16 protein-coding genes are annotated in these 13,313 nt (G+C 53.8%); 6 read left to right on the top strand and 10 right to left on the bottom strand.

Annotated elements, in window-relative coordinates:
• Nucleotides 1–14: 14 nt before the first annotated feature.
• The 8 genes from JNC80_RS02305 to rph form a co-directional block, all read right to left on the bottom strand.
• Nucleotides 15–314, bottom strand: coding sequence for a DUF2849 domain-containing protein (locus JNC80_RS02305; protein WP_022710725.1), 300 nt, complete (start codon nt 312–314; stop codon nt 15–17).
• Nucleotides 314–1,801: a siroheme synthase CysG gene (cysG, locus tag JNC80_RS02310; protein WP_376709394.1), complete on the bottom strand. Its 1,488-nt coding sequence runs from the start codon at nt 1,799–1,801 to the stop codon at nt 314–316. The genes JNC80_RS02305 and cysG overlap by 1 nt, the downstream gene beginning before the upstream one ends.
• Nucleotides 1,802–1,926: 125 nt before the next feature.
• Nucleotides 1,927–2,301 (bottom strand): YraN family protein, encoded by a 375-nt coding sequence (locus tag JNC80_RS02315; RefSeq protein ID WP_376709395.1) that lies wholly within the window; start codon nt 2,299–2,301, stop codon nt 1,927–1,929.
• Entirely contained in the window at nt 2,301–3,206 is a 906-nt protein-coding gene (rsmI, locus tag JNC80_RS02320) for a 16S rRNA (cytidine(1402)-2'-O)-methyltransferase (protein ID WP_376709396.1), read from the bottom strand. Before rsmI ends, JNC80_RS02315 begins: the two co-directional genes overlap by 1 nt.
• Nucleotides 3,207–3,228: 22 nt before the next feature.
• The gene (hemW, locus tag JNC80_RS02325; protein ID WP_376709397.1) at nt 3,229–4,437 is read right to left on the bottom strand and encodes a radical SAM family heme chaperone HemW; all 1,209 of its coding nucleotides are present in this window, start codon (nt 4,435–4,437) and stop codon (nt 3,229–3,231) included.
• Nucleotides 4,437–5,090 carry an RdgB/HAM1 family non-canonical purine NTP pyrophosphatase gene (gene rdgB / locus JNC80_RS02330; protein WP_376709398.1) on the bottom strand — a complete coding sequence of 218 codons (654 nt, stop codon included), beginning with the start codon at nt 5,088–5,090 and terminating at the stop codon, nt 4,437–4,439. The genes hemW and rdgB overlap by 1 nt, the downstream gene beginning before the upstream one ends.
• 4 nt (nt 5,091–5,094) lie before the next feature.
• The gene (locus JNC80_RS02335; RefSeq protein ID WP_151158979.1) at nt 5,095–5,505 is read right to left on the bottom strand and encodes a VOC family protein; all 411 of its coding nucleotides are present in this window, start codon (nt 5,503–5,505) and stop codon (nt 5,095–5,097) included.
• 161 nt (nt 5,506–5,666) lie between these two features.
• The gene (gene rph, locus JNC80_RS02340; RefSeq protein WP_022710718.1) at nt 5,667–6,383 is read right to left on the bottom strand and encodes a ribonuclease PH; all 717 of its coding nucleotides are present in this window, start codon (nt 6,381–6,383) and stop codon (nt 5,667–5,669) included.
• A gap of 213 nt (nt 6,384–6,596) precedes the next feature.
• Here rph and hrcA point away from each other — a divergent pair, with 213 nt between their 5' ends.
• The 3 genes from hrcA to JNC80_RS02355 all read left to right on the top strand — a co-directional run bounded on the left by hrcA (nt 6,597) and on the right by JNC80_RS02355 (nt 9,266).
• Entirely contained in the window at nt 6,597–7,682 is a 1,086-nt protein-coding gene (gene hrcA / locus JNC80_RS02345) for a heat-inducible transcriptional repressor HrcA (RefSeq protein ID WP_213596203.1), read from the top strand.
• 106 nt (nt 7,683–7,788) lie between these two features.
• Complete coding sequence (gene grpE, locus JNC80_RS02350) at nt 7,789–8,436, top strand: nucleotide exchange factor GrpE (protein WP_376709399.1); 648 nt, start codon at nt 7,789–7,791, stop codon at nt 8,434–8,436.
• A gap of 170 nt (nt 8,437–8,606) precedes the next feature.
• Entirely contained in the window at nt 8,607–9,266 is a 660-nt protein-coding gene (locus JNC80_RS02355) for a trimeric intracellular cation channel family protein (RefSeq protein WP_022710715.1), read from the top strand.
• 42 nt (nt 9,267–9,308) lie between these two features.
• On the opposite strand, the gene JNC80_RS02360 is transcribed toward JNC80_RS02355, so the two are convergent.
• Entirely contained in the window at nt 9,309–10,331 is a 1,023-nt protein-coding gene (locus tag JNC80_RS02360; protein ID WP_022710714.1) for an adenosine kinase, read from the bottom strand.
• Nucleotides 10,332–10,527: 196 nt separating this feature from the next.
• Between JNC80_RS02360 and JNC80_RS02365 the strand changes: the two genes are divergently transcribed.
• Nucleotides 10,528–11,247, top strand: a complete 720-nt coding sequence (locus tag JNC80_RS02365) for a sulfate transporter family protein (RefSeq protein WP_376709400.1) — start codon at nt 10,528–10,530, stop codon at nt 11,245–11,247.
• Between the two features lie 11 nt (nt 11,248–11,258).
• The gene (locus tag JNC80_RS02370) at nt 11,259–11,897 is read left to right on the top strand and encodes an aspartate/glutamate racemase family protein (RefSeq protein ID WP_376709401.1); all 639 of its coding nucleotides are present in this window, start codon (nt 11,259–11,261) and stop codon (nt 11,895–11,897) included.
• Here JNC80_RS02370 and nth read toward each other — a convergent pair.
• On the bottom strand, nt 11,894–12,619 hold the full coding sequence (gene nth, locus JNC80_RS02375; protein WP_376709627.1) for an endonuclease III: 726 nt from the start codon (nt 12,617–12,619) through the stop codon (nt 11,894–11,896). The genes JNC80_RS02370 and nth overlap by 4 nt on opposite strands.
• A gap of 151 nt (nt 12,620–12,770) precedes the next feature.
• Between nth and JNC80_RS02380 the strand changes: the two genes are divergently transcribed.
• Complete coding sequence (locus tag JNC80_RS02380) at nt 12,771–13,289, top strand: DUF2244 domain-containing protein (RefSeq protein WP_225685988.1); 519 nt, start codon at nt 12,771–12,773, stop codon at nt 13,287–13,289.
• The last annotated feature ends 24 nt before the right edge of the window (nt 13,290–13,313 follow it).

Here is a 13,313-nt window from a genome sequence, read left to right on the forward strand (position 1 = left end):
ATGCGCATTAATATTCAACCAGCTACAGAATGCAGCCGTACAACAGGTGTGATTGTCGGGCCGGACAGACGGATGCGTTCACGCAGGCGAACCGGAAACAGTTCATTGCCACGCTCTTCGACCTCAATCAGATTGATATCCACCACCTCGTCAAAACGGCTGGCCTGCTGACCGGCCGCTTCCAGCGCTGCCACAGCTTCAGGATGACGCGCCAGCAATGCCCCGCGAATGGAACTCGCCCAATGACCATCCGCAGCAAGCCAGACCGAAACACCGTCGCTCAGACGATTGGCACTCAGAACTTTGACTGTCATTATGCTTTCTCCTTTTCACAGACCTGCAAGACAGGCAGTGCCACTATGTGTTGTGCCGCTGTGTGCTCTTGGGCAAGCGGGCGGGCATCTTCCAGAGAGGCACCGGCAACCGCATCGCCGATAATCACCATCACCGGCCCTTGCAGCTCTTTATGATTTTTCAGATGTGCCAGATCTTTTAAGAGGCCGTGCAACATTACACGCTCGCTCCGTCCGGCATTTTCCACCACGGCCACCGCCGTATCTTCATGCAGACCGGCACCGATCAGGCGGCTCGCAACAGAAGCGGCAACGCTTGCGCCCATATAGACAGCAATGGTTGCGCCGCTGAGAGCGAGCCGCGCCCAGTCCGGCAGTATGTCCCCCGCCATATCGTGACCGGTGGTGAAAATCAGGGAGGATGCAACACCACGCAATGTCAAAGGCAACTGCATATCTGCGGCAGCGGCAATGGCTGAAGTAATGCCGGGCACGATCTCGAAACCGATATTAGCTGCACGCAAAGCGGCCATTTCTTCACCGGCACGGCCAAAGACCAGCGGATCACCGGATTTGAGCCGCACAACGCGCTGCCCTTCCTGAGCAAGCTCAACAAGCAGCTGATTAATCTCGCTCTGGCTTTTGCTATGGCAGCCTTTGCGCTTACCCACAGGAATGCGTACCGCATCGCGCCTGCCCATAGTAACCACGCTCTCCGGCACCAGCGCATCATAAAGGATCACATCCGCCTGCATCAGCACGCGTTGCGCACGCAAAGTCAGCAGATCTTCAGCCCCCGGTCCAGCACCGACCAGCCAGACATAACCCGCAGGGATATTCACCTCAATCAGAGCCTGATCGGCCAGCTCCCGCGCAAGGCTCAGATCACCGCGCTCAACAGCCTGTGTAATTGTGCCGTTGAAAAATACATTCCAGAACTGACGCCGCGCTGCGCCTCTCGGCAGCGTGCTTTCCACCTTGTCACGATAATCCGCAGCCAGTTGCGCCAGTGCGCCAATCTGTGGCGACAAGGCGGCGCCTATCTCGCGACGCAGTTTTTGCGCCAATACCGGCCCTGCACCTTCCGTACCGATTGCCACGGCAACCGGTGCATGAGCAACCAGTGCAGGCGTGAAGAAATCGCAGAGATGCGGCCTGTCGACCACATTGACCGGAATATGCCGTGCTTTTATCTCATCAGCGATATTTGCATCCTGTGCGGCATCACCTGTCGCCACGAATGCGAGTTTCACCTGTGCGAAATCATTATCCTGCAAAGCACCGGTGCGTAAATTATAGCCACCATCCAGCACGAACTGCACCAGATCAGCTTCCGGTGTCTCACCTTCCGGTACCACGATGCGGATTTGCGCTGTTGTTTCAGCAATCAGCCGCGCTTTGTTCAGCGCCTCTTCACCACCGCCAACGATCAGCACTGCCGCGCTGTCCACGCGGAAGAAAGCCGGAAAAGCCGTTAATCTGGTTGGGTGAGCCGTCACAATCAGCACCTTTCAAAGGGTGGTTAAAGATTGTGCCGAGTATCGCGCATTCTGTGGCAGCTTATAAGCAACAGGCTTGTGCGCTTGAGCGCTGCGCCGCATCGCTTTTGCGAGTTTTGCAAATTTCGTGAAATTTAGTTCCGGAAACTGACAGCCGCCGGAATATGCACCGGCCAGCGGCGCGGCAGCACCGCGATAAGATCAAAGCGCAGAGAAAGCCTGTCATGATCCGGCTGACGGGCAAGCCAATGATCGGCAGCAGACTCAATCCGGTACAGGTTCATAGCACCGACAGCTTCCATTGCCGCTTCAACAGAAGCACGGGCTTTGACTTCAACAATCAGCACCAGACTGCCGCGCTTGGCGATCAGATCAATCTCGCCAAAGCGGGTTTTATAGCGCCGCTCGACAATACGAAAACCTTTAAGCATCAGAGCAAAAGCAGCCAGCCGTTCCGCCCGTATCCCGCGAGAAAATGCCTGCTGCTTTTTCTCACGAGACGTACTCATTATTTTTGAGCCTTCAATATCATCAGGCGCTGATACAGCTCGCCTTTTTGTTTACCGGTCATACGGGAGGCCTCACCCGCAGCTTTAGACGGTGAAAGCTCCTGTGCAAGCGAGAGCAACAGAGCATCAATATCCTGCTCGGTCACCGGCACGGAATTTTGCAACGGCGCACCGACCAGCAAAACCACCTCACCGCGAATACGGTCTTCACCGTCATATTGTTCACACAGCTCACCCAAAGTCGAAATTGAGAAAGTCTCATAGGCTTTGGTGAGCTCACGGCACAAAGCGGCAGGGCGATCCGCACCATAAACAGCTGCCATATCCTGCAAAGTATCCGAAGCGCGATTGGGCGATTCAAAGAAAATCAGCGTCGTATCAATGGTCTTATAGGTTTCAAGCTTATTGCGGCGCTGTCCCTGTTTCGGTGGCAGGAAACCGCAAAACATGAAACTGTCGGTCGGCAAGCCGGAAGCCATCAAAGCCGCCATCACCGCAGAAGCACCGGGCACCGGTACCACTTTATAACCGGCATTGCGGGCTTCCTCGACCAGACGATAGCCCGGATCAGACACCAGCGGCGTACCGGCATCGGAAACCAGTGCCACGCTTTTACCGGCCGCCAGTGCTTCCAGAATTTTCGGGCCGGCTTCAGCAGCATTATGCTCGTGATAGGCCATCGGGCGGCGGGCAATTGCAAAACGATTGAGCAGCACACGGGTAACGCGCGTATCCTCACAGGCCAGTACATCGCACGATGCCAGCACTTCCAGCGCCCGCAGCGTTATATCACCGAGATTACCGATTGGCGTGGCGACAATATAAAGCGCAGGCTCAATCGGGCGGGCACGGAAGTTCTTTTCCCCCACCACATAGCCGCGCGTTTCCTGTAGATTGTCTTCCACGTTCTATCCTTATTTTAAAGGCTTATGCAGTCAGTTCTGCAACCAGCGTATTGAGCAGCAAAGCACCATCCGGCGTTGCCCGCAAGAAACGCTCATCGCGCAGTTCCAGCAATTTTTGCTCCAGCAACTCTTCCAGCCGCTGCGGGTTCAGACCATGACCGGTCAGCTTCTGATAGCGGTTGAGATCAACACCTTCTTTCAGGCGCAGCCCCATCATCAGAAACTCATCACCTTCCTGTTCCGCTGTCAGATATTCTTCTTCAATAATACCGTGGCCGGAGGCTTCGACCTTATCCACCCATGTTTCAGGATGTTTTTCGGTAATGGTTACCGTGCGTGTGCCATTCTCACGGAAACGCCCATGCGCACCGGGACCGACGCCGACATATTCGCCATAGCGCCAATAGACCAGATTATGCTGGGACTCACGCCCTGCAACCGCATGATTGGAAATCTCATAGGCAGGCAGACCAAGCTCTGCTGTCACGCGCTGCGTTTCTTCATAAAGTGCGGCGGCATGATCCGGCTCCGGCGTGGTCAGTTTGCCTGCCTTCCAAAGATTATAGAACTGTGTGCCTTCTTCAATTGTCAGCTGATAGAGCGACAAATGATCGGCTGCGAGGGCTACCGCCTCACGCAATTCCGCATTCCAGTCGGCAATCGTCTGGTCAGGGCGGGCATAGATGAGATCGAAGGACAAACGCGGGAAAATCTCGCGTGCCAGACCGATCGCCACTTTCGCCTCGGCAACAGAATGCAAACGTCCGAGACGCTTGAGATCGCGGTCATTCAGTGCCTGCACACCGAGCGATACACGATTGACGCCGGCAGCGCGGTAGCCGCGAAAACGGTCGGCCTCTACGCTGGTCGGATTGGCTTCCAGCGACACTTCAATATTGTCAGCAACGGACCAGTATTTGGCGATTCCATCCAGCAACGCGCCGACGGTCTGCGGCTGCATCAGTGATGGTGTGCCGCCGCCCAGAAAAATACTGGTAACCGTGCGTGGCCCTGTCCGCTCGCGCAAAGTCGCCATTTCACGCAGAAAGCTCTGCGCAAAACGTGGCTGATCCACCGGCTGATGCCGCACATGCGAATTGAAATCGCAATAAGGACATTTGGCCATGCAGAACGGCCAATGCAGATAAATGCCGAAAGCATGATCCCCGTCGGCCTGCAATATAGGCAGCGGGGTCGCGATATTGGCACCGGCAGCGGACAGAGACTGCATTATTTAACATCCGCCATGGCAAATTTTGCTTCGGCAAACAATTTGAATGCGCGGGCACGGTGCGACAAGGCATGCGCATCACCCGGCTTCCAGCCGTGTTTTTCCGCTGCAGTCATTTCACCGAATGTCTTGTCATAACCATCCGGCAGGAACAGCGGGTCAAAGCCGAAACCGTCATTGCCGCGTGGCGTTACAATCTGGCCTTCCACTTCACCGCGGTAATATTCTGCGTGACCATCCGGCCAGCACAGGCAGATCACAGAGACAAAACGGCCTTTACGCTGTTCTGGCTGCATCGCACCTGCGGCGGCAAGCTTATCGATGACTTTGCCCATCGCCATGTTGAAATCACGGCTGCCATCCGGCAGTTCCGCCCAATTGGCAGTGTAGACGCCAGGTTCACCGCCCAGCGCGTCAACCATCATACCGGAATCATCCGAGAGAGCTGGCAGACCGGTTGCTTCAGCCGCAGCAAAAGCTTTGATATAAGCATTCTGCTCAAAAGTTGTGCCGGTTTCATCCGGCTCAGGCAGGCCAAGCTGACCGGCTGACTGGGTATCAAAACCAAATGGCCCGATCAGATCGGCAAACTCCTTGAGCTTACCCGCATTGTGACTTGCAACAACCAGTTTGCCTTTGTTCAGCTCTCTCATCAGTTTATCCATTATTCCATAATTTGGGTTCAGCGAATTCCAGTGAATTGCCGGAAGGATCGCGGATGTAAAGTGAGCGCGCGCCATTCGGCCAGTCAAATTCGCGCTCAACCTCGATACCATGTTTTTCCAGATGTTGCTTCCAGTCTGCGATTTCCTCGCGGCTGGCTGCAAAACACATATGGCCTGCACCGGTCGTACCATGACTCGGGACAGGCAGCGCCCCTTCCGGTGCCGGTTTTACCGTCTCTTTGGCGTCGAAAATCAACAATACGCCCTCGCCGCAGCGAAAAAATGCATTGCGATGATTATAGGGCAATGCCAGTTCCAGCCCCAGAATATCGCGGTAGAACTGCACAGCCTCTTCGATATCGCGCACATAAAGCGCGGTTTCAAGGATCTGTTTCGGTTTCAACTGCTCGTTCTGCATTATGAATTTCCCACCATCATCATTGTTACGGAAATGCTCCGGCCCGTTATAACAGGTTCCGGAACATTCTCCGCTCACGATCGGGTGAATTATCCAATTAAACTATTGGATAATTCAGAATGCATTCAGAGCCGCCTGTTTCCGAATTAAGAAACAGCCATTTTCTGCAGGTCAACCAGACGCTTGATGCCGTTGCGTGCCAGTACCATCAGCGCCGCAAACTCCTCATCCGAGAATGGTTCACCTTCGGCTGTGCCTTGCACTTCAACAATACCACCGCGACCGGTCATCACGAAATTCGCATCGGTCTGCGCGGATGAATCTTCCGGATAATCCAGATCAATTACCGGCACACCTTCGTAAATACCGCAGGAAATTGCAGCAACATGGTCTTTGAGAACCTTGTCGACCTTGACCATCTGGCGGGCTTCCATCCAGCGCAGGCAATCATGCAGTGCAACCCAGCCGCCGGTAATGGCCGCAGTACGGGTGCCGCCATCAGCCTGAATAACATCGCAGTCGACGGTGATCTGATATTCACCCAGAGCCTGCATATCGACAACAGCGCGCAAGGAACGGCCGATCAGACGCTGAATTTCCTGTGTGCGGCCACCCTGCTTACCGCTGGCGGCTTCACGACGCATACGATCGCCGGTTGAGCGTGGCAGCATGCCATATTCTGCTGTGACCCAGCCTTTACCGCTGTTGCGCATCCAGCCCGGAACTTTTTCTTCAAGACTTGCGGTGCAAAGCACATGGGTATCGCCGAATTTCACAAGGCAGGAGCCTTCTGCATGTTTGGAAATACCGCGTTCAAAAGAGATTGCACGCATTTCGTCCGGAGTGCGTTTGGATGGACGCATGGATTTTCCTTTTAAAACAAGACTGCATCGCCAATGAGCGGCAGCCTGACTGTAATCTGATGACACCTTTGAAAGGCAGTTATCCTGCTTCTAAGCCTGTAGTCGCCAAATTTAAAGGAAAATCGAAGGGGAAACATGCAAAGGGCATCTCCCGCCCTTTGCCCGCGCTGCACAATAGCCTATATATTGCTCATAAACGGAGCCAATGAACCTATGATAAGACCGGATCGTGCTGACACTCTGCATGCCCCTTTACAGGTGCTGGATCAGCGATCACGCGATATTTTCCAGCGCATTGTTGAAAGCTATCTGAATGACGGCGAGCCGGTCGGTTCGCGTAATTTGTCACGTCTGCTGCCTTTATCTTTGTCTCCGGCAACCATCCGTAATGTGATGAGTGATCTGGAACATCTGGGACTGGTCTATTCACCACATATTTCCGCAGGCCGGATGCCGACCCAACTGGGTCTGCGCTTCTTTGTCGATGCCTTTATGGAGGTCAGCGACCTTCCCGCCGATGAACGCAGCAGTATTGAACATCAGGTACGTGCCGCCGGTCAAAATAACTCTGTCGAGCATGTGCTGACCGAAGCCAGCCAAATCCTCTCCGGCCTGTCACGCGGTGCCGGTCTGGTACTGGCGACTAAGGCCGAAGGCGCACTGAAGCATATTGAATTTGTACGGCTTGACCCGACCCGTGCTTTGGCGGTGATGGTCACGCAAAGCGGCGACGTGGAAAACCGTGTGCTTGATCTGCCTGCAGGTGTTACCTCTTCTCAGCTGATTGAAGCCTCGAATTTTCTGAACGCCCATATTCACGGCAAAACCCTTGCCGAAGCCCGCACACAGATTGCAACTTTGCAAGAGGAAACCCGTCAGGCGCTCGACAGCCTCTCCCAGCATCTGGTGGAACAGGGGCTGGCAGTGTGGAGCGGTGCATCCGGCGACCAGCAAACCCGCCTGATTGTGCGCGGACGTTCCAATCTTCTGGAAAACATCTCCGCACAGGATGATCTGGAGCGGTTGCGCCTGCTGTTTGACGATCTGGAAACCAAAGAAGGCATGATCCAGCTGCTGGATCTGGCGGAAGCCGGTTCCGGCGTGCGGATTTTCATCGGCTCGGAGAATAAACTATTCTCCTTGTCCGGCTCCTCACTGGTGGTTGCGCCCTATCGCGACTCCGAACAAAGGGTCATCGGCGCGCTTGGCGTGATCGGCCCGACAAGGCTCAATTATGCCCGTATCGTGCCGATGGTGGACTATACGGCCTCGCTGGTTTCCCGCCTGTTACGGGGTTAAAACCGGTTTCACCCTGTTAATTTGCCGCGCCACAGAGCGATGGCCTTGATTTTCAGTACACAAACATCGATATCCCAGACAATATGATTCAAGACGGAAGAGAATAATGGCTGACGAAAAGAAAAACGGCGAAACCCCAGATCTTGGCCAGCGCGACCTGAATAATCCGCGTGACCGCGATGCTCTGAAGCGTGCCGCTGATGATTTTCTGAAAGCGCGCAAGGATGAAGCAGTGGCTGAAGCTGCAGAAGATGATGCTGCCGCTGAAGATGCCATCAACCCGCTTGCCGAATTGCAGGTGGAAAATAATGCGCTGAAAGACCAGATGCTGCGTCTGGCTGCCGATATGGAAAATCTGCGTAAACGCACTGCCCGCGAAATGCAGGATGCGAAAGCCTATGCGGTAACCAATTTTGCCCGCGACATGCTTTCAGTTTCCGACAATCTGCGTCGTGCGCTGGATGCTATTCCAACAGATGCGCTTGCTGAAGACACAGGCCTGAAAGCTCTGGCTGAAGGCGTGGAAATGACTGAACGCGCAATGATCAATGCGCTGGGACGTCATGGCGTAACCCAGTTGTCGCCGGAAGGTCAGAAATTCGACCCGAATTTCCATCAGGCGATCTTTGAAGTACCGAATGCTGAAGTGCCGAATAATACAGTCGTTCAGGTCATGCAGACCGGCTATGCCATCGGCGACCGCGTTCTGCGTCCGGCCATGGTCGGCGTATCACGCGGCGGTCCTAAAGAATAAAATTTTCTGACATTGCGGCTTAACATCAGTCTCAGTCGCTCAGTGTAAAGACAAAAACGGACGCAGGGCTTTCCTTGCGTCCGCTTTTTATTGGGCTGAATTTTCATAAAATTGCGCTACACAGGAATAAGCAATCCGGTGCGATTTGCTTAGATAAGGGAGGACAAGACATGACATTTATCGATTTTATCGACTATGCCGGTGTCTTTGTCTTTGCCGCAACCGGTGCGCTGGCGGCCTCGCGCTGCCGTCTTGATATTATCGGCTTCATCTTTCTTGCCAATATGACCGCCGTCGGCGGTGGTGCCCTGCGTGATCTGATGCTCGGCAATACTCCGGTCAACTGGGTGCGCGAACCGCTCTATCTGCTGATCGGCACCAGTGCTGCTGTTCTGGTCTATTTCACCGCACACCGTGTTGAATCGCGTTATCGTATTTTGCTCTGGCTTGATGCGATCGGTATGGCGATGTTCAGCGTGATGGGCGCAGAAAAAGCATTGCATCTCGGTTTCAATGCATGGGTTGCCATCGTTGCCGGAATTTTCACCGCAACAATGGGCGGCGTTTTGCGCGATGTCGTGGCAGGGCAACCTTCCGTATTGATGCGCCGTGAAATCTATATTTCCGCAGCGCTTGCCGGTGCCTGTACATTCGTGGCGCTGAGCGCGCTCAATGCACCGATCACATTCTCTGTGCTGGCCGGTACCGGCATCGCTTTTCTGATCCGTGGCGGCGCCTTGTATTACGGCTGGGTACTGCCTGCACACAAAGCGCGGCGCGGGCGCACAGAAGAAGAACTCAAACGTGACGGTATTGTGCGCGACGAATAAAAACGGGAAGTAATATTTCCCTCCCCGTTTCGTTTTACGTCTTTAGCTGGCTTTGATAAGACCCGCCTGCGCAGCAATATCTTTCAGATTATTCTGCGGACGCGGGCCGATTTGCTGAATAACAATACCGGCAGCCAATGAGCCGAACGCACCGCATTCTTTCAGCTGATAGTCGTTGGTATAGCCATAGAGAAAACCGGCGGCATAAAGATCGCCTGCACCGGTTGTATCAACCAGTGCATCAATTTCAATCGCCTGTACTTCCACGGTTTCATCACCACGCAGAATGATCGAACCCTGTTCCGAACGGGTCACTGCAGCCAGTTTGCAATCGGCACGCAAGGCTTCGAGCGCACTCTCAAAAGATGAGGTCTGATAGAGCGATTTAACCTCCGCCTCATTGGCGAAAACAATATCGACAGTACCGGAGCGCATCAGATCCAGAAACTCATCACGATAACGATCAACACAGAACGGATCGGAAAGGGTCATGGCCACTTCACGGCCATGCTCATGGGCGATTTTCGCCGCCAGCAAAATTGCTTCTTTGGCGCGTGGCGGATCCCACAAATAGCCTTCAAAATAGACCAGTTTGGATGTGCTGACTTTAGAGCTTTCAATATCTTCAATACCAAGCTCCACGCAGGCACCGAGATAAGTATTCATGGAACGCTCGCCATCGGGCGTCACAAAAATCATGGAACGGGCGGTTGGTACGCCTTCCTGCAATGGCGCCGTATCAAACGCCACACCCTGACTACGAATATCATGTGTAAAAATCGTGCCGAGCTGATCCATCGCAACTTTGCCAAAATAGGCAGAGCGACCGCCCAGACTGGCCACACCTGCCGCAGTATTGCCTGCGCTGCCGCCCGACGCTTCAATCGCAGGGCCTTTGCGGCTGTAAAGCAGCTCGGCTCTTTCGCTGTCGATCAAATTCATAGCACCTTTGATAATGCCGTTATTGACCAGAAAATCATCTTCGGTGCGGGAAATAATATCGACAATTGCATTCCCGATGCATAACACGTCATATTTGGCGGCAGAAATGGCTTTTACTCCCATAAAAACTTCGCGGCGGATGGCCGGAACTCAGCCCTCGCATCCATTGCGGCACCAGTTCTATCTATGGAATATGTTTTTTGCCAGTGCAGAAAAGCGTTTTCGTTTTCATCAATACAGCGGGCGATCTGTGAAAGCTCATCTTGTTGCACCTGTACAGGCTCCCTATCTATCGGAAAACAAACCAGACGGAGCCCCGATGATCCTCACCGCCGCGCTTAATGCCCTCTACCGCCTGCCCTCACCGGAGTTCCGCTCAGTCCTGTGGAAATCGCTCGGCCTGACCCTGCTGGCGCTGATCGCATTATGGGCACTGGCACGGCAATTCTTTTTCTGGCTGGCGTGGCCGTGGTTTGAAAATATGCTGCCTGCCATGCCGGACTGGACAAGCTGGCTCGGCCTGTTTGCCGCGATTGCCGCCGGTTTTGTGTTGGCGCTGTTGCTCGCGTTTCTGATCGCACCGGTTACTGCATTGATTGCAGGTATGTTTCTTGATGATGTGGCAGAGATTATCGAGCGCGAAGATTACAGCAATGAACCGGCCGGCACACCGATGCCGGTTGGCCGTTCCCTCGTCTATTCGCTCAAATTTCTGGTAGTGGTCATTCTCGGCAACTTGTTCGCATTGCTGATGCTGCTCATTCCGGGCATTAATCTGATCGCCTTTTTCATCGTCAACGGCTATCTTCTCGGACGTGAGTTTTTTGAATTTGCAGCCATGCGCTATCGCGGCGAGGATGGTGCCAAAGCCTTCCGTGAAGAAAACCGGATTACAGTTTTTCTCGGTGGTCTGGTGATTGCCGGATTTATGGCGATACCGCTCATCAATTTGCTGACACCGCTCTTTGCTGCAGCCATGATGGTGCATCTGCATAAAGCCCTGAGCGGTAAGAAACCGGTCACAAACAACCGAAACTGACAGAGAGACAAATGCGCATAGCCTGTCTGCATACTGCCGCCAGTAATATTGAAATTTTCGGGAAAGCTGCCGCAAACTTGCAGCTTGATGTCGGACAGCTCAACCATGCGGTTCACAGTGAATTGCTGGAAGCGGCAGAACAGCAGGGAGGCATTACGCCAGCCATTGAAACGGCAACGCTGCATATCATCCGAAACCTCATCACTGAGGCCGATGCGGTTCTTGTGACCTGTTCAACCCTTGGCGCAATTGCTGATAATGCCCGCACCGTCTTTGCCAAGCCGGTTCTGCGCACAGACCGTGCTTTGGCAGAGCAGGCTCTGGAGAGCAGTTTATCTGTGAGTGTTCTGTGCACCGCTCCGACCACACTGGAGCCGACGACAGAATTATTCCGTCAGGTCTTTGCCAATGCGCAGGCCGCACCGGATATCAGGCTAATTGACGGCGCATGGGATTTATTCCGTGCCGGTAAGATCAAAGCCTATGAAAGAGCAATCGCAGATGCTGCGAACGCCGCTCATGATACAGGCAGCCAGCTGGTAGTTCTGGCGCAAACCTCTATGGCAAATGCCGCTGAACTTATCCGCCACAAGACACACGTGCTTGATGCACCAACTGCCGCTCTGCGCCAGCTTCTGCACCGTGCTTAATCTTCAATCCGTAGCAAGGGTGCCGGAATCGTATTGGTTTTCTGCGCCGATTTGCAAATATCGGCGATCACGCAATTAACGCAATCCGGCGTGCGGGCCTTGCAGACATAGCGGCCATGCAGGATCAGCCAGTGATGGGCATGCATCATAAACTCTGCCGGAATGATCTTCACCAGCTTGGCTTCGATCTCATCCGGTGTTTTGTAAGGCGCAAGACCGATCCGGTTGCCGATACGCAGAATATGCGTATCCACCGCCATTGTCGGCTGACCAAAAGCCATATTGAGCACCACATTAGCTGTTTTGCGCCCCACCCCCGGCAAAGTCACCAGCGCATCACGGTCACCCGGCACTTCACCGCCGAAATTATCAATCAACGCATGAGACAGTAAAATTGCGTTCTTCGCCTTATTACGCCACAGGCCGATGGTGCGGATATAATCGCCGACAACCTCTTCACCCAGATCGACCATTTTTTGCGGTGTGTCAGCAATGGCAAACAAAGCCCGCGTTGCTTTATTCACGCCCGCATCGGTTGCCTGCGCCGACAGCATCACCGCCACCAGCAGCGTGAAAGTGTTGACGTGCTCAAGCTCGCCTTTCGGCTCCGGACGCTGCACGGAAAACCGCCGGAAAATCTCATGGATTTCTGCCGGTGTGTAAAGCGTGCCGCTGACACGACGCTGAGATTTTGCGGGAATCTGGGTCTGGTTGTTCTGCATGGCATTTATATAGTAAGCTATAAGCAAGAAGCCTATCTGCAAGCTTGCCGCAGGCTGGAGTGCCGTGCTCTTTTTCGGGGCGCAAAACTTGCTCTAGTATTTTGTGCTGTCGAGCTTTTACCAACGATATGCGGCCCCGAGAGTTATTGCCATGAATGCACCCTACCATCCGGACGGTGCTGATCCGGACGCCTATGGCGCACAGTTTTTCAAAGCGACCCTGCTTCCCTACCGTTCTTTAAGTGCGCGCGGTTTTCAGATCATGATTTTAAGCCTGCTGCTGCTCTGGGCTTGTATCGGCATGGTTTTCATGCAGATCGGCGCATTGCCAGTAGTCGGGCCGGTGGTCGGATTGTTCGGACTGGACATTGCCCTGATCTATCTGGCGTTCCGGCTTAATTATTATGCCGCCAGACAACGGGAAGAAATTACGGTTTCACGCGAACAGTTGCTCATCAGGCAAGTCTCCGCTTCAGGACGTATCCGCGCATATCAGTTTAATCCTTTCCGCACACGGTTTCACATTACCCGTAAAGATGATATCGGCATTATCCAGATGCAGCTGCAAAGTGACGGCAGAACTTTGGATATTGGCAGATTTTTGCCACCCGATGACCGCGAGAGCTTTGCAAGTGCTTTTTCCAACGCCCTGACACGCAGCCGCCGCTGACGATCGGGTTTAAATACCGGATGT

The sequence above is a fragment of the Pseudochrobactrum lubricantis genome (assembly GCF_041929865.1).
Classification (GTDB): Bacteria; Pseudomonadota; Alphaproteobacteria; order Rhizobiales; family Rhizobiaceae; genus Pseudochrobactrum; species Pseudochrobactrum saccharolyticum.